This is a genomic window from Pseudomonas sp. AN-1 (genome assembly GCF_034057115.1).
GTDB lineage: Bacteria > Pseudomonadota > Gammaproteobacteria > Pseudomonadales > Pseudomonadaceae > Geopseudomonas.
The window spans coordinates 851,648-869,305 of sequence record NZ_CP139195.1 but is presented as its reverse complement, the minus strand read 5'-3'; the positions used below and the strand labels follow the sequence as shown (position 1 = coordinate 869,305).

The following is a 17,658-nucleotide window of genomic DNA, read 5'->3' as shown; positions in this document are numbered from 1 at the left end:
GGCTTCCCTTGTTGTGATTGCGGGCTGCGCTGGCGGGCGAGGCGGCTGTCGCTGCGCCCCGCCTGGTGGGAAATCGCTGCGCGAGTTTCCCACCCTGCCGTTGGTTCGGTGCCGGATCGGGCGTCAGGCGAAGTGCATTTCCGGGACGTGCTCCGGCACCACCAGCTCGCCGGCGGTCCTGGCGACGATCTCCTCGACGCTCACCCCCGGTGCGCGCTCCTTGAGCACGAAGGCGCCGTTCTCGATCTCCAGATAGGCGAGATCGGTCAGCACCCGGCGGATGCAGCCGGCGCCGGTCAGCGGCAGGTTGCAGCGCGGCAGCAGCTTGGACTCGCCGTCCTTGGAGGCGTGGGTCATCAGCACGATGATGTTCTCCGCGCCGGCCACCAGGTCCATGGCGCCGCCCATGCCCTTGACCAGCTTGCCGGGGATCATCCAGGAGGCGATGTTGCCCTGCACGTCCACCTCGAAGGCGCCGAGCACGGTGAGGTCGACGTGGCCGCCGCGGATCATGGCGAAGGACTGCGCGGAGTCGAAGATCGCCGCGCCCCTGGTGGCGGTGACCGTCTGCTTGCCGGCGTTGATCATGTCCGGATCCAGTTCGGCCTCGGTGGGGAAAGCGCCCATGCCGAGCAGGCCGTTCTCCGACTGCAGCATCACCTCGATGCCCTCGGGCACGTAGTTGGCCACCAGGGTCGGGATGCCGATGCCGAGGTTGACGTAGTAGCCGTCCTTGAGCTCGCGCGCGACGCGCTGAGCCATCTGTTCGCGGGTAAGTGCCATCGCAGGCCTCTTCTTGTCAGGTAATGGCGAAAGGGTCAGGCGCGCACGGTGCGCTTTTCGATGCGCTTCTCGAAGCTGCCCTGGATGATCCGGTCGACGTAGATGCCGGGGGTGTGGATCTGGCTGGGCTCCAGCTCGCCGGGCTCGACGATCTCCTCCACCTCGACCACGGTGATCCGCCCGGCGCTGGCCACCAGCGGATTGAAGTTCTGCGCGGTGTGGCGGTAGATCACGTTGCCGTAGTGGTCGGCCTTCCAGCCCTTGACGATGGCGAAGTCGCCGGTGATGGCTTCCTCGAGGATGTAGTGGCGGCCCTTGATCTGGCGGGTCTCCTTGCCCTCGGCCACCGCGGTGCCATAGCCGGTGGCGGTGAAGAAGGCCGGGATCCCGGCGCCGCCGGCGCGGATGCGCTCGGCCAGGGTGCCCTGCGGAGTCAGCTCGACCTCCAGCTCACCATTGAGCAACTGCTGCTCGAACAGCGCGTTCTCGCCGACGTAGGAGGCGATCATCTTGCGGATCTGCCGGTCTTCCAGCAGCACGCCCAGGCCGAAGCCGTCCACCCCGCAGTTGTTGGAAACCACGGTCAGACCGCGGGTGCCGCGGCGGCGGATTTCCGCGATCAGGTTTTCCGGGATGCCGCACAGGCCGAAACCACCGGCCAGGATGGTCATGTCGTCGGTCAGCCCGGCCAGGGCTTCCTCGTAGCTGCCTACTCGCTTGTCGAGTCCACTCATTGCTGCGCCTCTTGTCGTCGTCGAGCCGGCAGCCGCGCTGCCGGGCGTTGACCGAGAGCTTCTGTGTTCGGCGTTGATTTGTTAAGTTTGTTTTTGAAATCGATTGATCTGGAAAACAAATCAATGACCGTCAAGCAGTTGCGCGCCTTCCTCGCCGTGGCGCAGAGCCTGAGCTTCGCCCAGGCCTGCGAGCGTCTGCACCTGTCGCAGCCGGCGTTGAGTCTGGCGATCAAGAGCCTGGAGGACTCCCTCGGCGGTCCCCTGCTGGTGCGCACCACGCGCAGCGTGGCACTGACCCCGGAAGGCGAGACGCTGCTGCCGCTGGCCCGCCGCCTGCTCGCCGACTGGGACAACACCGAGGAGCTGCTGCGTCAGCACTTCACCCTGCAGCTGGGCAAGGTGGCCATCGCGGCCATGCCTTCCTTCGCCGCCAACCAGCTGCCGTTGCTGCTCCGGGCGTTTCGCGACCGCCATCCGCGGGTCAACGTGGCGGTGCACGACGTGATCAACGAGCAGGTGCTGGAGATGGTGCGCAACCACCGGGTCGAGCTGGGCATCGGCTTCGAGCCCGAGCAGGCCGGAGAGCTGGAGTTCACCGAACTGTACGCCGACCGCTTCGTCGCCGTGCTGCCGGCCGACTCGCCGCTGGCCCGGCAGGCGCAGGTCGGTTGGGAACAACTGCTGCAGGGCGACTTCATCGCCCTGCAGCGGCCGTCGGCGTTACGCCTGCTGCTCGAGGAGAGCCTGGCGCGCAGCGGGCGCACGCTGACGGTCGCCTTCGAGAGCCACCAACTGGTCACCGTGGGACGCATGGTGGCCTGCGGTCTGGGGGTGAGCGCGATCCCGTCGCTGTGCATCCGCCAGATGCAGGAACTCGGCGCGGTCTGTGTGCCGCTGGACGAGCCGGTCGTCGAGCGGCGGGTGGGCCTGCTGTGCCACGCCGGGCGCAAGCTGTCGAGCGCGGCGCAGGCTCTCCGGGTGGTGATCATGGAAGTTTCGCGCTCTCCGACCGGGGGCTTCGTGCTACCCGTGGTCCCGCGCTAGTCCTCAGCGCCTGGCCAGCGCCAGCTGGTCCAGGCGCTCGATGCCCTTGCCCAGATAGCGCACCGCGCTGCGCGAGGCGACGCCCTTGCCGGAGTCGAGCAGGTGCGGGCGGATGAAGTTGTAGTCCGTCCATACCTTGCCGAGCGTGGCGCCCGCGTCCGGCAGTTCCTCGAGCAGTGCGGCGTGGCGGGCGGCGACGCGCTGGTCGATCTCGCGGAAGCTGTCCTCGTGGAAGTCCACGGCGAAGATCCCCAGGTTGGTGAAGGCCTGGGTCTCGTAGAGCAGCAGCAGGCGACCCAGGTCGAGGCTCTGCTGCTGCAGCCGTCCGGCCGGCGAGTCGCCGGCACCCGTTCCGCCATAGGCTGCCGCGGCGGCCTTCTCCAGCTCGCCGTGGGCGCGCAGCAGCGGGTTGATCCAGCGGGCGTACTGTCCGGCGGCATCCTCCGGCTGCTTCTCGAGCTGGGCGAGCGCCTCCTGCAGGCCTTGCACGGCCTCGACGAGCCCCGGGGTGGCGGGCGCCTCGCCGGCCAGGCGTCCGAGGCTGGCGAGGTGTGCCCGGTAGGCCTCGCGAACCTCCGGGGAGAAGGTCGAGGCCGAGTCGTGATAGTTGAAATACACCAGCACGTTGGCGACCAGCAGGAAGCCGTGGCTGCGCATGGCGTGCAGACGGTCGCTGGCGTCGGTGGTGGCCCAGGCGGGCAGGGTGGTCAGGAGCAGCAGGGTCACTGCCAGAAGGCGGCGCAGCATGGTGGGGGCATCCTGTCGTTGGAGTGGGGGAGCTTGTCCGCGGCGCGTGCGCCGCCGGCGGAAATTACCGCTTCCATTGCCCGCGGCCGTAGTCCGCATGGACGATGTCGGCATTTTCTTCGCGAGTAGCATGAGGATCGCAACGAATCATTCCCGGGCCATGTCCGCCGGGCGGAGTGAATCCGATGAAGCTGGAAAAACAAAAACTGATACTGCTTCTGTTCTTCGTCATGACGGCACTGCTGCTGGTATTCCTCTGCGTCCACGATCCCTATGCCGAACGGCTGCGCGCGGACGACTTCATGGGCCTGATCCTCTCGCGGATGGGCCTGGCGCCATTTATCAACGGTTTCTGAGGCGGCCAGGCCGCTTCTTCGCAACAGAACGGTCGAGCGTGTTTGGCGGTAACCTCCAGGGGGTTACCGTCTTTTTTTGTCCGTGCGTCGGTGTTTCCGGCAGCCCGCCGTGGGGCGGACTGCCGGAAGCCTCACTGCGGCCGCCAGGCCAGCGCCGCCGCGCTCTCGCGACTCAGTGCGTAGACCCGCAGCAGCAACAGCACCGGCACCACCACCGTCAGGCTGCTGGCCAGCAGGGCGTAGCGCAGCGACTCCTGGCCGAAGGTCGGCAGCAGCAGGTCGCTGAGCATGCCGGTGGCCAGCGGGCCGAGGCCGACGCCGAGGATGGTGGAGAGGATGGTCTGCAGCGCCATGGCCGTGCCGCGCCGGTCCGGGGCGACCAGGTGGGTGATCAGGGTGTAGGACGGCGCCACCCACCACACGCTGAAGAAGCAGGCCAGCGCGCACCACAGCAGCGCGGTCGGCACCGCCAGGGCGCCGAACTGGGCGAGGGTGCCGGCCGGCCAGAGCAGGTAGGCGGTGATCGCCAGGGCGCCGAGCAGATTGCCGAGCAGCGGGATGCCGAGCAGCCACAGGCGGCTGCGCTGCGCCAGGTGGTCGGTCAGCCAGCCGCTGGTCAGGGTGCCGATGGCGGCCACGCCGCCGCCGACCAGCCCGGCGAGCAGGCCGGCCTGCTGCAGCGACAGGTCGTGGGAGCGCACCAGGAAGCTGGCGTTCCACATCGCCAGGGCGTAGCCGCTCAGGGTGCAGAAGCCGCCGGCGACCAGCAGGCAGCGCAGCGCCGGTTCGCGCCACAGCTCCAGCGCGGTGCGCAGCAGGCCCTGCGGCGCCGCCGGCACATGACTGATCTCCCAGCGGCCGCGCTGCGGCTCGCGCACGGTCACGGCCAGCAGCGCAGCGATCAGCAGCCCCGGCAGGCCGATGAGGATGAAGGTGGTTCGCCAGCCGTGGGTCTCCACCAGCCAGGCACCGACGGCCAGGCCGATCAGCGCGGCGAAGGTCGGTGCGGCGGTGAAGCAACTGATGGCGAACGAGCGCCGGTGCGGCGGGTAGAGGTCGGCGATCAGCGAGAAGGCGGTCGGCGTCGCCGGCGCCTCGGCGGTCGCCACCGCCATGCGCGCCAGTATCAGCACCAGGAAGCCGCCAGCCAGGCCGCAGGCCATGGTCGCCAGCGCCCACAGCAGGCAGGAGGCGGCGAGCAGGCGGGTGCGCGGCAGGCGGTCGGCCAGGCGCCCGGCGGGCAGGCCGAGCACCGCGTAGACGGCGGCGAAGGCGAGGCCGGAGATCAGCCCCATGGCGCTGTCGCTGGCGCCGAACTCCTGCTTGATCGGCTCGATCATCACCGCCAGGATCTGGCGGCCGACGAAGTTGTCGGCGTACATCAGCGCCATGAGGAACAGCAGGCCGTGGCTGTGCCACAGGCCGGGGGAGGGGGTGGCGCGGGCCATGGCGGCCTCCTTGGCGACGGGAGAATCATGGTGCGCATGGCGCACCCTACGGGTCGCGTCCGCGCGTGTCGTAGGGTGCGCCGCGCTCACCACCGCCGCGGCGGAGGTTTCATGGTGCGCATGGCGCACCCTACGGGTCGTGTCTGGCGCATGTCGTAGGGTGCGCCGCGCGCACCACAGCCGCGGCGGAGGTTTCATGGTGCGCATGGCGCACCCTACGGACTCAGACCGGCAGGCCGCGGGCGCGGGCCATGGTCATCGCGGTGTCCTCGATCATGTCCTCCTGGCCGCCGACCATGCCGCGGCGACCCATCTCGACGAGGATCTCGCGGGCCGACACGCCGTACTTCTTCTCGGCGCGCTTGGCGAACAGCAGGAACGAGCCGTAGACCCCGGCGTAGCCCATGGTCAGGGCGTCGCGGTCGCTGCGGATCGGGAAGTCCATGATCGGCACCACCAGGTCCTCGGCGACGTCCTGGATGCCGAACACGCTGACGCCGGTCTCGATGCCCATGCGGTCGCACACCGCGACGAGGATCTCCATTGGCGTGTTGCCGGCCCCGGCGCCGAGGCCGGCGCAGGCGGCGTCGATGCGGGTGGCGCCGGCGCCGATGGCGGCGATGGAGTTGGACACGCCCATCGACAGGTTGTGGTGGCCGTGGAAGCCGATCTCGGTAGCCGGATCGAGCACTTCGCGCAGCGCGGCGACCCGCGCGGCCACGTCGCCCGGCAGCATATAGCCGGCCGAATCGGTGATGTACACGCAGTTGGCGCCGAAGCTCTCCATCAGCTTGCCCTGCTTGGCCAGGCCTTCAGGGCTGTTCATGTGCGCCATCATCAGGAAGCCGACGGTGTCCATGCCCAGCTGGCGGGCGATGCTGATGTGCTGCTCGGAGACGTCCGCCTCGGTGCAGTGGGTGGCCACGCGGATGGTGGACACGCCCAGCTCGTGGGCCATGCGCAGGTGGTCGACGGTGCCGATGCCCGGCAGCAGCAGGGCGGAGACCCTGGCCTGCTTCATCAGCGGGATCACCGCCGACAGGTATTCCTCGTCGCTGTGCGCCGGGAAGCCGTAGTTCACCGAGCGCCCGCCGAGGCCGTCGCCGTGGGTCACCTCGATCAGCGGCACGCCGGCGGCGTCCAGGCCGCTGGCGATGTCCTTCATCTGCTGGAGGCTGATCTGGTGGCGCTTGGGGTGCATGCCGTCGCGCAGGCACATGTCGTGGACGGTGATTTTCTTGCCGCGAAGATCCATGGTCGGCTCCTTAGGCGAGGGCGGGTTGCGGGGCGAGGGTCAGTTCGCCGCTGAGGATTTCCTCGGCGAACATCTCGGCGGTGCGCGCGGCGGCGGCGGTCATGATGTCGAGGTTGCCGGCGTACTTGGGCAGGTAGTCGCCCAGGCCCTCCACCTCCATGAAGATCGACACGCGGTTGCCGTCGAACACCGGGCCGTTGACCAGCTTGTAGCCCGGCACGTACTGCTGCACCTGCTCGATCATCGCCAGGATGGCGGCGGTGATCGCCTCGCGGTCCGGCGCGGTCTCGGTCAGGCAGTGCACGGTGTCGCGCATGATCAGCGGCGGCTCGGCCGGGTTGATGACGATGATCGCCTTGCCCTGCCTGGCGCCGCCGACCTTCTCGATGGCGCCGGCGGTGGTGCGGGTGAATTCGTCGATGTTCTTGCGGGTGCCCGGGCCGACCGACTTGGAGGCGGCGGTGGCGACGATCTCGGCGTACTCCACCGGCTGCACGCTGGACACCGCGGCGACCAGCGGGATAGTGGCCTGGCCGCCGCAGGTGACCATGTTGACGTTCATCGCCCCGGCCTTGAGGTTGTGCTTGAGATTGACCGGCGGCACGCAGTACGGGCCGATGGCGGCCGGAGTCAGGTCGATCATCAGCACGCCCAGCGCGTTGAGCTTGCGGCTGTTCTCTGCGTGCACGTAGGCGCTGGTGGCGTCGAAGGCGATCTGGATGTTGTCTTCCAGCACGTGCGGCAGCAGGCCGTCGACGCCGTCGCTGGTGGTCTTCAGGCCCATCTCGCGGGCGCGGGCCAGGCCCTCGGAGGTGGCGTCGATGCCGACCATCCACACCGGCTCCAGCACCGGGCTGCGCTTGAGCTTGTAGAGCAGGTCGGTGCCGATATTGCCTGGCCCGATCAGGGCACATCTGATCTTCTTGGTCATGGTTTCGCTCTCGAAAAGGGGGACATCAGGGCACGAAGCGCAGCGAGGCTTCGCCCAGGCCGCTGAGGGAGAGGTGGATGCTGTCGCCGGCAGTCACCGGCACCAGCGGGGCGAGGGCGCCGGAGAGGATCACCTCGCCCTTGCGGAACGGGATGCCCAGCTCGCCCAGGGTGTTGGCCAGCCAGGCCACCGCCGCGCAGGGATGGCCCTGCACCGCGCTGCCCAGGCCGCTGCCGGCCGGTTGGCCGTTCTTGCTCATCTCCAGGCGCACGGCGGCGAGATCCAGGCTGCGCGGGTCGATGCGCTGGGAGCCCAAGGCGAACACGCCGCAGGAGGCGTTGTCGGCCACGGTGTCCTGGATGCGGATCTTCCACTCGTGGATGCGCGAGTCGACGATCTCGAAGCAGGGCACCACCCAGGCGCTGGCGGCCAGCACGTCCTCGGCGGTGATGCCGGGGCCGACCAGGTCCTCGGCGAGGATGAAGGCGATCTCGCCCTCGGCGCGCGGCTGGATCAGGCGGTGCTCGATGAGGCTGACATCGCTGCCGTCGGCCACCTGCATGCGGTCGGTGAGGAAGCCGAAGTCCGGCTGGTGGACGTTGAGCATGTCCTGCACGGCCTTGCTGGTGACGCCGATCTTCTTGCCGATCACCTTCTCGCCCTGCCGCTCGCGCTGGGCGAGGAAGCGCAGGGAGATGCGGTAGGCGTCGTCCAGGGTGATGTCCGGATGGCGCTCGGTGAGTGGCGCCAGGGTACGCCGGTCGCGCAGGGCGGCGAACAGCTCGTCGCCGAGGGTGTCGATCAGGGATTCGTTCATGCGATTGCCTTCTTGTAGGGGCGAACTCATTCGCCTTGCCGGGGCATGTGGGCGAATGAATTCGCCCCTACAGCGTCTTTCAGCCTGGCCAGACGCTGTTCTCGGCGCCGCCGTCGACCTCGAGGATCTTGCCGGTCACCCAGCGTGACGCCGGGCTGCCCAGGTACAGGGCGGCGCAGGCGATGTCCTCGACCTCGCCGAGGCTGCCCAGCGGGGTGCCGGTCTCCATCGCCGCACGCATCTCCGCCGGCATCACCCGCTGCAGGGCGTCGGTGAGAATCGGCCCGGGGGCGATGCCGTTGACCCGCACCTGGGGGGCGAAGTCCTGGGCCAGCAGGCGGGTCAGCTGGGTCAGCGCCGCCTTGGCGGTGCCGTAGGCGCTGAACTGGCGCTGGGCGTAGCGCGCCGCGCCGGAGGTGATGTTGATGACGTTGCCGCCGCCGGCCTCGCGCATGTGCGGCACGCACAGCTGGGTGAGGTGGTAGGCCGAGGTGACGTTGAAGCGCAGGATCTCCTCCAGGCGCTCCGGGGTCAGCGTCAGCGGGTCGTTGGGCCCGGCGCCGCCGGCGTTGTTGACCAGATGGGTGATGCGCCCGAACTGCTCGCGGGCGGCCGCCACCAGCGCCTCGCGCTGCGCGCCGTCGTTGACGTCGCAGGTCAGGGCCAGGGCGCGGCGGCCCAGGGCGCGGACCTCGTCGGCCACGCCCTGCACGTCGGCCAGGGTGCGCGCCGCGCAGACCACGTCGGCGCCGGCTTCGGCGTAGGCCAGGGCGATGGCGCGGCCGATGCCGCGGCCACCGCCGGTGATCACCGCGACGCTGCCGTCGAGGTTGAAGCGCTGCAGGATGGTCATGGCGTATCTCCTTGTCGTTGTTGTCGGTCCGGGAAAGGTTTCAGCGCGCCGCCCACAGGTCCGGCAGGCCCGGATCGGTGGCGGCCACCAGGCGCTTGAGCAGGACCTTGAGGGCCATCACGTCGCCGGGCTCCAGCTTGTCGGCGACCTCGCTCTCGACGGCCTTGGCCAGGGCGATCTCGTGCAGCGAGCGTTCGCGGCCGGCAGCGGTCAGCAGGTAGCGGCGCTCGCCTTCGCCGTCCTGCTCGCCGGCGATCAGGTCGCTGTGCTCCAGCTCGGCCAGCGTCTGTGCGCTCACCCGGTGGCCGGTGTAGGCGACGAAGGCGTTAAGTTCGTCGAGGGTCAGGTTGTCGCTGATGCACAGCACCGAGAGGATGAAAAACACGTGCTCGTCGAGGCTCTGCGCGGCCAGCAGGCGGCGCAGGCTGTCGAGCATCTGGTAGTGGGCACGGCCGAGCAGGTAGCCGAGCAGGTCCTCGGTGTAGCTGCATTCCGGCGGCGGGGTGGCGCCCAGGCGCAGTTCCTGGCGCGGCTTGCGCGCGGCCAGCGCGTACTGGCCGCTCTGGAAGGCCAGCGGCGGCCGCTCGCTGCTGTCGAAGGCGAGCACCTCGCCGACGAAGATCACATGGTCGCCGCCCTCGTACTGGAAGGCGGTGCGGCACTGGAAGCGCGCGGTGCAGCCGGGCAGCAGCGGCGCCGGGCCGATGCCGTCGTCCAGCTCGATGCCGGCGAACTTGTCGCTGCCCTGGGTGGCGAAGCGCCCGGACAGCGGCTCCTGCTCGGCGGCCAGCACGTGCACGTTCCAGAAGCGGCTTTCGCTGAACGCCGGCAGGCTGCGTGCGCTCTTGGCCAGGCTCCACAGCACCAGCGGTGGATTGAGCGACACCGAGTTGAAGCTGTTGGCAGTGATGCCGACCGCCTCGCCCTCGGCGGTGCGGGTGGTGATGATGGTCACCCCGGTGGTGAAGGTGCCCAGGGCGGCACGGAAGGCCTGCGGGTCGAAGGTAGCCGGAGCGTTCATGCTCTGCCTCGCGGGTTCGGGGGATGGTGCACAGAGTATTCGCAGCGCAGGCGGGACGTGGCATCGTCTCTATGGACGAGGCGTCGGAAAGGCGGCCCTCGCCACTATCGCCGCAGGGCGCCGCACCGGCCGCCGCCGCAAGGATCGAGGAGGTTCGATGAGTTCCGTGATTACCACTGTCGAGGGGCTGGCCGCGCTGCTGGCTGCGCAGAAGACCGCCTTCATTGCCGAGGGCGCCGTCCCCGCAGGCGAACGGCGCCGGCGCATCCAGCAGGTGATCGACCTGCTGGTGGCCTGGCACAAGCCGCTGGCGAAGGCGATGGACGAGGACTTCGGCAATCGCCCGGCGGGCTTCTCGCTGATGAACGACGTGCTCGGCTCGCTGGCCTCGCTCAAGCACGCCCGCGACCACCTGGAAGACTGGATGCAGCCGCAGGAGCGCCAGCCGTTCCCGCCCTACGACCAGCTCGGTGCCAAGGCGCGGGTGCTCTACCAGCCCAAGGGGGCGGTGGCCATCGTCGGCACCTGGAACGCGCCGCTGTTCACCCTGCTCAGCCCGCTGGCCTACGTGCTGGCCGCCGGCAACCGGGCGATCCTCAAGCCCTCGGAAATCGCCCCGCGCACCGCCGCGGTGCTGGCCGCCGCCTGCGCCGAGCACCTCGACCCGCAGGTGGTCGGCGTGGCCATGGGTGGCGCCGAGATGGCCGAGGCCGTCACCCGCCAGCCGTTCGACCACCTGGTGTTCACCGGCAGCACCGCCATCGGCAAGGCGGTGATGCGCAACGCCGCCGACAACCTGGTGCCGGTGACCCTGGAGCTGGGCGGCAAGTCGCCGACCATCGTTTCGCGCAGCGCCGACCTGGCCACCGCCGCCTTCCGCATCGCCGCCGCCAAGGCCAGCAACGGCGGCCAGCTGTGCGTCAACCCGGACCTGGTCTATGTGCCGCGCGAGCAGGTCGAGGCGTTCCTCGTCGAGCTGCAGGGCGCCTACGCCAGCCTGTTCCCGCAGGTGCAGGGCAACCCGGACGTGGTGGCCGTGGTCAACCAGCGCCATCTGGCGCGGGTCGAGGGGCTGGTGGAGGATGCCGTGGCCGCCGGGGTGCGCGTTGAGTCGCTGCCCGAAGTCTTGCCAACTGATCCCGCCGACCGCCGCCGGCCGCTGCGCGTGGTAGTCGACCCGCCGCAGAGTTGCCGCATCCAGCAGGAGGAGATCTTCGGCCCGGCCATGGTCCTGCTGCCCTACGACGCGATCGACGCGGTGCTCGCTGACATCAACGGCCGCGACCGGCCGCTGGCGCTGTACTGGTTTGGCACGGACGAGGCCGAGAAGCAGCGGGTGCTGGAGCACAGCCTGTCCGGCGGGGTGACCATCAACGACGCGATGATGCACGCCGCCATGCAGGACGCGCCGTTCGGCGGCATCGGCGCCTCCGGCATGGGCCACTACCACGGCCGCGAAGGCTTCCTCGAATTCAGCCACGCGCGCACCGTGTTCGAGGCCGGCGCCTACGACCCGCGCCGCGAGTGGGGGCTGTTGCCGCCCTACGGCGAGCATTTCCTTGCGGCGATGGAGGCGCAAGTCACGCCCTGAGCCCACCGTGATGGCTCCCACGCTCCGGCGCTCGTCGTTATACACAAGTCCCGGTGAGCGCGTCGCGGGCCTCAAAAGCGATGACAAAGTCCCGCAACCGCTGCAGCCCGGTCCACATTGCCTTGGGCCCGGGTGGCCCATCGTGCTTGCGCCCCAAATAGCCGCCCAGGCTGGCTATCAGCATCACGACCTCACCCAGCGAGGGGGGAGTCTGTGGCGGCATGCAACGCTTGGCCACCATGTAGGCGGCCCGCCACTCCCGAGCCTCGAACACCAGCTCGCAGCTCAGACCTGGACAGCTTCGCCCCAACATCAGGCTGTACAGCACCCGCCATGTCACGACCAGGTAAAGCCCGATGCAGGGCAGTAGTCGCTCTTCGGTCTCCAGCTGCAGTCGATTGATCTGGCAACCATTCTTCAGAACGTGGAAGTAAACCTCGATACACCAGCGCACGGCATACCATTCGACGACTGTAACGGCTTGGGCCAGGCCTTCCACCGGCAGGCTTGTCAGCAGCAACCACTCCAACGGCTCGACGCCCTCCGGCGGGTGCTCCTCGCAAGCCAGGACGGCATTGATCATGACCTCAGGCAAGCGATGCCCGACGCGGGACGGTGGTTGCAGCGTGAGACTGGCAGAGCGCAGAGTGACCTGCGCCAGGCGGGCGGGACGTTTCGGGCGCGCCCGTACCTCAACCTCGACTTGCCCCAGGCTTGGCGTCGCCGCCACAGAGGCCCACAGCTTGTCGGCAGCACCGCCCAGCACGCGGCGATCCTGTGCTGCGCGCACAATCCATTGCGCCCGTGTCGTCGCAGCGACGTCTTCATACTCGACGAACCACTCGTACAGATCACCTTCGGCGTCGGCGAGATTGACGACCTGGCTTTGCGGGAGCTGCCCCTGTAGCGCACAACTGCTCTGGTAGCTGTCGATCCAGCGTCGACTTTCCTTCTCGTCCACTCCTTTTCCGCGCCGTTCCTTGCGTGGGCTCGGCTCATCACGCTGCCACCACTCGGCTGCCACCACGCCCAGACAAACCCGTTCCGGTGTGAACGCCACGGTCGGATGGAGTCGACGGGGATGCTTCTGCCGTTCCTTGATGGTGCCCACGCCCTTGGGGCCCAGATTGACCCACTTGTCGAGCTCGGTCGTGTCCTGAGCTAACAGCACCACGGGACAGCACTCCATGCGCTGCAAGGTGGCATCCCGATGGGGGGCCAGAACTGTTTCGAAAGTGGCCTTCTCGTTATCGAAGAAGCGGTAGGCCGCCATCGTCTCTGCCCAGCTCCGGCAAGCGGTAGGAATGCTGTTGCGTGGATGTGCACCCAACTGCTCCAGCAGTTTGGCGACACGCGCATTCAATCGCTCATCGCCCAGGTTTGCCGTGCGCATCTCTTCCTCAGCCCAGCTCGCGGATGACATCCCTGTACTCCCTCGGAAAACCTAAGATGGTGACTGAACTTGTGTATAACGACGAGCGCGGGAGCGTGGGAACGATCAACACGTGTGCCTGAATGCCTGTTGCGTTGACCCATGCGCACGCCCTTTGGTATGAACGCAGGTCCTTGAATACTCCTTTGTTCCGATGATGACGCAGCCCGCCTGGTATTTACCCCTCAGTGAAGAGTGCGGCACAGCCCTGGCCAGCGGCACGCCGCTCGACTCGGAACAACCGTGCCGTTATGAGACAGCGGCGATTCTCTATCTTCTCCAATTGCCAAAACTGGCGGAGCGGTCTAGACCACCGTTGGAGATGGAGCGCATTTTTGCCAGTTTGCTGGAGCACCCGAGCGACCTCCTGGCGTCGGCGCTGGCCGAGTCTTACAGCCAATCGGCATTCGCAGCCGGCTTGCAGATCGCGCCTGCTATGAGGATCGGCCTTATCGACCAGAATGCGGTGACGCTGCGCCGGTACGTTCACCCCGACGGTTCGTGGAACTTCGATTTCGCCAGGGCCTATGATCGGCCTTCACGTGTGTTCCAATACGGTCACTCGCTACCCGGTGGCCAGATCATTCGCTTGAGTGATCCGCAGCACCGGTTGATCGAGACCATCCGCGCCAACCCTGGCGACTCCATCGAGGCCCAGGCTTATGCGGGCTCGGGAAAGACCTTTCTCCTCAAGGAAGTCGTCGGCATCCTGCAGGGCAAGAAGTGCCTGTTCCTGGCAGACATCGAGAGCAAGCTGTGGCCGGTCAGAAACCAGTTCTCCCAGCAGAAAATCCAGGCACTCACCTTCTTCGAACTCGCCAGCCTGATCCTGGCCCGTGGCAATCCGCTGCTGAAGGACAAGATCAGGGCAGCCGCCAACCGCCGCTTTTCTGCTGAAAGCGTTGCGGAACGGCTGAATATCTCGTCATTGGGCAACCTGAGTGGCCCTCAGATCGTTCGCGCGCTGCGTCCGGCGATCAACAAGTTCTGCCTGTCCACCGACAGGGACATCACCGCCAGCCACCTGCCTCTCACCTTGCTGGCGTCGCTCTCAGCCGTTCAGCAGCAGCTGCTGGTCACGCTGGCCAACCAGCTCTGGTCGGCGATGATCGATCTTGACCGCCAGGACCTGGCAATCCCGGTCACCGGCTGGCACCGCCTGAAGCAGATCGCCCTGATGGGGCTGCATATTCCGGCTGTATACCAGGTGGTGGTCATCGACGAGGGGCACGACCTGATCAGTCCTATGGTTGAAATCCTCGATCGCTCTCCGCAGGTGGTGATCACCTTGGGCGATCAGTTCCAGAACCTCCAGGGCCGCCCCGTTTCCCATGCTGCCAGCATTCGCCACCGCGAGATGACGCTCTCGCTGCGTGCCGGTCCGCAGCTTGCCGAGTACCTGAATCCGCTGATCTACGCTCACCCGGACGCACGGGTAGAGCCCTTCACGGGCAATGTCGAGAAGGAAACGCTGATCGCTGAGTATCCGGCCGGACAGTTTCCGCCGGAGCCCGCTGCCGTTCTGGTCGCCGACGAATGGGGGGTGTTCGATTGGCTGATACGCAACCGTCATCATGGCAAGGGCGCTGCGGTGGCTAAAAGCGTGGAACTGGGGACCTTCTTGGAGGACTGCCTCAGTCTCTACACCGGGCTGGCGAGTCCGCAGCACCCCAAGCTCGCAGGTTATCGAACGTGGACCGAGTTGCGCGCCAGGATGACCTGGAACGACGCCTTCGTGCGCGTCGAGGACTGGCTTGAAAAGGTCGGTACCAAGTTCGGGGTTTCCGGACTGTACAACGGCGCAGAGCTGAACGAGCTGGGGCGGGGTATTCCGAACCGTCACTTGATCGTCACGGTGGCTGCGGCGAAGAACTTCGAGCTACCCAGGGTGGCCATTTCCGAAGATATTTATTACTCCGTCGACTTGCGCAGCAAGCAGGAACTGTCGCGAAAATTGGCGCTGCTCTACACAGCAATTACTCGTTGCTCCGGGAAGATCTACTTCCCCACCACCCATCACGACTGGATCAACTACATTCTCCATGCCAGGCAGTGAAGGCGAACTCCTGCGAGTTTTTTGATCGTCCCCACGCTCCCGCGTGGGAACGCAGCCCTCGACGCTCAGTGTCCTCCCGAGGCTGCGCACAACCGCAGAGCCTTAGCGACGCGGAGCGTCGCCAGCCAGGCTCCCACGCGGAGCGTGGGAGCCATCAGCCAACCCCCGGCCGTGGCCATTCCGAACCCCTCAGCGGCTCAACTCATACGCACACATGTTGACCGTCGTGGCCAGGTTCAGCGATTCGATGCTGCCGCACCCGGCAATCGTGAAGGGCTGGGCGTGGAGGGCGGTCAGCTGCTCGCGGGGCACGCCGCGGGCTTCGTTGCCGAACAGATAGCAGTCGAAGTTCCTGAAGCTGGCCGACTGCATGCGCTCGCCCTGCATGTCCAGGCAGGCGATGCGGGCGAAGCGCGAACGCAGCGAGTCCAGTTCGACATCCAGCTCGAGCGGCGTATGGAAGATCGCGCCCATGCTGGAGCGCACCACCTTGGGGTTGTACGGGTCGACGCTGCCGGGGCTGAGCAGGCAGCGGAAGCCGCCGAACCAGGCCAGGGTGCGCAGGATGGTGCCGAGGTTGCCGGGGTCCTGGATTTCATGCAGGTAGATGGCGCGCTCGTTTCCTGCGGAAGCAGAAACCGGCGCGGCAGCTTCCGGCATCGGCACCACGGCAAGAATGCCCTGCGGCGTCTTGGTGTCGGCGATCTGCGCCATCTGGCGCTCGCTGATCAGGTGGGTCCTGAACGGGCTCTGCCAGTGCTCGTAGGCGCCGGTCACGTACAGCTGGCTGCGCAGCAGCCGCGGGTCGTGGGCCGCGGCTTTCTGCAGCTCCAGCAGCAGGTGCTCGCCCTCCACCAGGAAATGCCCGAACTCGGCCCGGTACTTTTTCTGGTGCAGTTTCTTGATGTCGTCGAGTTTCATCGAGGCTCGCTCAGTGGCTCTGCGCGGCGGTCGGTTCGAGCCCGGCCAGCATCGACCTGGCCACCGCTTCGGCGACCTTGATGCCATCCACGCCCGCCGACAGGATGCCGCCGGCATAGCCGGCACCTTCGCCGGCCGGGAACAGGCCGCGCAGGTTGAGGCTTTGCAGGGTCTCCGGGTCGCGGGTGATGCGCACCGGCGACGAGGTGCGGGTTTCGATGCCGGTGAGCACGGCGTCGTTGCGGTCGAAGCCGCGGATCTGCTTGCCGAAGACCGGCAGCGCCTCGCGGATGGCCTCGATCGCATAGTCCGGCAGCGACGGCGCCAGATCGCCCAGGCGCACGCCGGGTTTGTAGGAGGGCTCGACCTCGCCGAACTCGCTCGACGGCACGCCGCGGATGAAGTCGCCGACCAGTTGCGCGGGTGCGCAGTAGTCGCTGCCACCCAGTACGTAGGCCCGCGACTCCAGGCGCTCCTGGAACTCCACGCCGGCCAGCGGGCCGCCGGGGAAGTCCTGCTCCGGGTTGATGCCGACGACGATGCCGGCATTGGCGTTGCGCTCGTTGCGCGAGTACTGGCTCATGCCGTTGGTCACCACGCGCTCCGGCTCGGAGGTGGCGGCCACCACGGTGCCGCCGGGGCACATGCAGAAGCTGTATACCGCACGGCCATTCTTGGCCTGGTGCACCAGCTTGTAGTCGGCGGCGCCCAGTTCCGGATGGCCGGCGTATTTGCCCAGGCGCGCCTGGTCGATCATCGATTGCGGATGTTCGATACGGAAGCCCACGGCAAACGGCTTGGCCTCGAGGAATACGCCCTGGCGGTGCAGCATGCGGAAGGTGTCGCGCGAGCTGTGGCCCAGCGCCAGCACCACATGGCGGCTGCGCAGGGTTTCGCCGCTCTCCAGCACCACGCCCTCGAGCTGGCCGTCGTCGATCAGCAGGTCGGTCACCTTGCTTTCGAAGCGCACCTCGCCACCCAGGGCGATGATCTCCTCGCGCATGGTGGAGACCACGCCGGTGAGGCGGAAGGTGCCGATGTGCGGCTTGCTGACGTACATGATCTCTTCCGGCGCGCCGGCGCGGACGAACTCGTGCATCACCTTGCGGCCGTAGAACTTCGGGTCCTTGATCTGGCTGTAGAGCTTGCCGTCGGAGAACAGGCCGGCACCGCCCTCGCCGAACTGCACGTTGGATTCCGGGGTCAGGGTCTTCTTGCGCCACAGGGCCCAGGTGTCCTTGGTGCGCCGACGCACATCCTTGCCGCGCTCCAGCACGATGGGCTTGAAGCCCATCTGCGCCAGCAGCAGGGCGGCGAACAGGCCGCAGGGACCGAAACCCACCACCAGCGGCCGCTCGCTCAGCTCGGCCGGTGCCTGGGCTACCGGGTGGTAGCTGGTGTCCGGGGCCGGACGGATGTTCTTGTCATCGGCCAGGCGCGCCAGGATCGACGCCTCGTCGCGGGCTTCCAGGTTGATGATGTAGATGAACAGGATGACGCTGTTCTTCTTGCGGGCATCGTAGCTGCGCTTGAACACGCTGAAGTTCAGCAGGTCGGCGTCGCGGATATTCAGGCGCTTGACGATGGCCGCGCGCAGCTCCTCGGGGGAGTGGTCGAGGGGCAGGGACAGTTCGTTGATGCGAATCATGGGGTAATCCTGGCCGGTGTC

Annotated in this window: 16 protein-coding genes; 4 read left to right on the top strand and 12 right to left on the bottom strand. The window is 67.5% G+C overall.

Annotated elements, in window-relative coordinates; genetic code table 11:
• Positions 1-123: 123 nt before the first annotated feature.
• On the bottom strand, positions 124-783 hold the full coding sequence (locus SK095_RS03860) for a CoA transferase subunit B (protein ID WP_320547927.1): 660 nt from the start codon (positions 781-783) through the stop codon (positions 124-126).
• A gap of 35 nt (positions 784-818) precedes the next feature.
• A complete protein-coding gene (locus SK095_RS03855; RefSeq protein ID WP_136489514.1) occupies positions 819-1,517 on the bottom strand; it encodes a CoA transferase subunit A in 699 nt (232 codons plus the stop codon).
• Between the two features lie 123 nt (positions 1,518-1,640).
• On the opposite strand from SK095_RS03855, the gene SK095_RS03850 reads away from it, so the two are divergent.
• A complete protein-coding gene (locus SK095_RS03850) occupies positions 1,641-2,561 on the top strand; it encodes a LysR family transcriptional regulator (RefSeq protein WP_320547926.1) in 921 nt (306 codons plus the stop codon).
• A 3-nt stretch (positions 2,562-2,564) separates the two neighbouring features.
• Here SK095_RS03850 and SK095_RS03845 read toward each other — a convergent pair whose 3' ends face one another.
• Positions 2,565-3,308 carry a hypothetical protein gene (locus tag SK095_RS03845; RefSeq protein WP_320547925.1) on the bottom strand — a complete coding sequence of 248 codons (744 nt, stop codon included), beginning with the start codon at positions 3,306-3,308 and terminating at the stop codon, positions 2,565-2,567.
• A gap of 185 nt (positions 3,309-3,493) precedes the next feature.
• Between SK095_RS03845 and SK095_RS03840 the strand changes: the two genes are divergently transcribed.
• The gene (locus SK095_RS03840) at positions 3,494-3,664 is read left to right on the top strand and encodes a hypothetical protein (RefSeq protein ID WP_168772498.1); all 171 of its coding nucleotides are present in this window, start codon (positions 3,494-3,496) and stop codon (positions 3,662-3,664) included.
• Positions 3,665-3,795: 131 nt separating this feature from the next.
• Here the strand turns inward: SK095_RS03840 and SK095_RS03835 are convergent, their stop codons facing one another.
• The 6 genes from SK095_RS03835 to SK095_RS03810 form a co-directional block, all read right to left on the bottom strand.
• The gene (locus SK095_RS03835; RefSeq protein WP_320547924.1) at positions 3,796-5,112 is read right to left on the bottom strand and encodes an MFS transporter; all 1,317 of its coding nucleotides are present in this window, start codon (positions 5,110-5,112) and stop codon (positions 3,796-3,798) included.
• A gap of 223 nt (positions 5,113-5,335) precedes the next feature.
• Positions 5,336-6,367, bottom strand: a complete 1,032-nt coding sequence (dmpG, locus tag SK095_RS03830; RefSeq protein ID WP_320547923.1) for a 4-hydroxy-2-oxovalerate aldolase — start codon at positions 6,365-6,367, stop codon at positions 5,336-5,338.
• Positions 6,368-6,377: 10 nt separating this feature from the next.
• Positions 6,378-7,298, bottom strand: coding sequence for an acetaldehyde dehydrogenase (acetylating) (locus SK095_RS03825; protein WP_320547922.1), 921 nt, complete (start codon positions 7,296-7,298; stop codon positions 6,378-6,380).
• Between the two features lie 25 nt (positions 7,299-7,323).
• Positions 7,324-8,115, bottom strand: a complete 792-nt coding sequence (locus SK095_RS03820) for a fumarylacetoacetate hydrolase family protein (RefSeq protein ID WP_320547921.1) — start codon at positions 8,113-8,115, stop codon at positions 7,324-7,326.
• 79 nt (positions 8,116-8,194) lie between these two features.
• Entirely contained in the window at positions 8,195-8,968 is a 774-nt protein-coding gene (locus SK095_RS03815) for a glucose 1-dehydrogenase (RefSeq protein ID WP_320547920.1), read from the bottom strand.
• A gap of 40 nt (positions 8,969-9,008) precedes the next feature.
• Positions 9,009-9,989 carry a flavin reductase gene (locus SK095_RS03810; RefSeq protein WP_320547919.1) on the bottom strand — a complete coding sequence of 327 codons (981 nt, stop codon included), beginning with the start codon at positions 9,987-9,989 and terminating at the stop codon, positions 9,009-9,011.
• A 157-nt stretch (positions 9,990-10,146) separates the two neighbouring features.
• Here SK095_RS03810 and SK095_RS03805 point away from each other — a divergent pair, with 157 nt between their 5' ends.
• Positions 10,147-11,580, top strand: coding sequence for an aldehyde dehydrogenase family protein (locus SK095_RS03805; protein WP_320547918.1), 1,434 nt, complete (start codon positions 10,147-10,149; stop codon positions 11,578-11,580).
• Positions 11,581-11,617: 37 nt separating this feature from the next.
• Here the strand turns inward: SK095_RS03805 and SK095_RS03800 are convergent, their stop codons facing one another.
• Complete coding sequence (locus tag SK095_RS03800; protein ID WP_320547917.1) at positions 11,618-13,003, bottom strand: IS4 family transposase; 1,386 nt, start codon at positions 13,001-13,003, stop codon at positions 11,618-11,620.
• Between the two features lie 163 nt (positions 13,004-13,166).
• On the opposite strand from SK095_RS03800, the gene SK095_RS03795 reads away from it, so the two are divergent.
• A complete protein-coding gene (locus SK095_RS03795; RefSeq protein WP_320547916.1) occupies positions 13,167-15,068 on the top strand; it encodes a hypothetical protein in 1,902 nt (633 codons plus the stop codon).
• 189 nt (positions 15,069-15,257) lie between these two features.
• Here SK095_RS03795 and SK095_RS03790 read toward each other — a convergent pair whose 3' ends face one another.
• Positions 15,258-15,989 (bottom strand): RNA methyltransferase, encoded by a 732-nt coding sequence (locus SK095_RS03790; RefSeq protein ID WP_320547915.1) that lies wholly within the window; start codon positions 15,987-15,989, stop codon positions 15,258-15,260.
• Positions 15,990-15,999: 10 nt separating this feature from the next.
• Positions 16,000-17,637, bottom strand: a complete 1,638-nt coding sequence (locus SK095_RS03785; RefSeq protein WP_320547914.1) for an NAD(P)/FAD-dependent oxidoreductase — start codon at positions 17,635-17,637, stop codon at positions 16,000-16,002.
• Positions 17,638-17,658: the final 21 nt, after the last annotated feature.

Excerpts from the sequence above, each read along its gene's own strand:
- dmpG (WP_320547923.1), bottom strand. The coding sequence starts at position 6,367 with ATGGATCTTCGCGGCAAGAAAATCACCGTCCACGACATGTGCCTGCGC.
- SK095_RS03850 (WP_320547926.1), top strand. The coding sequence starts at position 1,641 with ATGACCGTCAAGCAGTTGCGCGCCTTCCTCGCCGTGGCGCAGAGCCTG.
- SK095_RS03795 (WP_320547916.1), top strand. The coding sequence starts at position 13,167 with ATGATGACGCAGCCCGCCTGGTATTTACCCCTCAGTGAAGAGTGCGGC.
- SK095_RS03800 (WP_320547917.1), bottom strand. The coding sequence starts at position 13,003 with ATGTCATCCGCGAGCTGGGCTGAGGAAGAGATGCGCACGGCAAACCTG.
- SK095_RS03855 (WP_136489514.1), bottom strand. The coding sequence starts at position 1,517 with ATGAGTGGACTCGACAAGCGAGTAGGCAGCTACGAGGAAGCCCTGGCC.
- SK095_RS03820 (WP_320547921.1), bottom strand. The coding sequence starts at position 8,115 with ATGAACGAATCCCTGATCGACACCCTCGGCGACGAGCTGTTCGCCGCC.
- SK095_RS03835 (WP_320547924.1), bottom strand. The coding sequence starts at position 5,112 with ATGGCCCGCGCCACCCCCTCCCCCGGCCTGTGGCACAGCCACGGCCTG.
- SK095_RS03815 (WP_320547920.1), bottom strand. The coding sequence starts at position 8,968 with ATGACCATCCTGCAGCGCTTCAACCTCGACGGCAGCGTCGCGGTGATC.
- SK095_RS03825 (WP_320547922.1), bottom strand. The coding sequence starts at position 7,298 with ATGACCAAGAAGATCAGATGTGCCCTGATCGGGCCAGGCAATATCGGC.
- SK095_RS03805 (WP_320547918.1), top strand. The coding sequence starts at position 10,147 with ATGAGTTCCGTGATTACCACTGTCGAGGGGCTGGCCGCGCTGCTGGCT.
- SK095_RS03785 (WP_320547914.1), bottom strand. The coding sequence starts at position 17,637 with ATGATTCGCATCAACGAACTGTCCCTGCCCCTCGACCACTCCCCCGAG.
- SK095_RS03845 (WP_320547925.1), bottom strand. The coding sequence starts at position 3,308 with ATGCTGCGCCGCCTTCTGGCAGTGACCCTGCTGCTCCTGACCACCCTG.
- SK095_RS03860 (WP_320547927.1), bottom strand. The coding sequence starts at position 783 with ATGGCACTTACCCGCGAACAGATGGCTCAGCGCGTCGCGCGCGAGCTC.
- SK095_RS03840 (WP_168772498.1), top strand. The coding sequence starts at position 3,494 with ATGAAGCTGGAAAAACAAAAACTGATACTGCTTCTGTTCTTCGTCATG.
- SK095_RS03810 (WP_320547919.1), bottom strand. The coding sequence starts at position 9,989 with ATGAACGCTCCGGCTACCTTCGACCCGCAGGCCTTCCGTGCCGCCCTG.
- SK095_RS03790 (WP_320547915.1), bottom strand. The coding sequence starts at position 15,989 with ATGAAACTCGACGACATCAAGAAACTGCACCAGAAAAAGTACCGGGCC.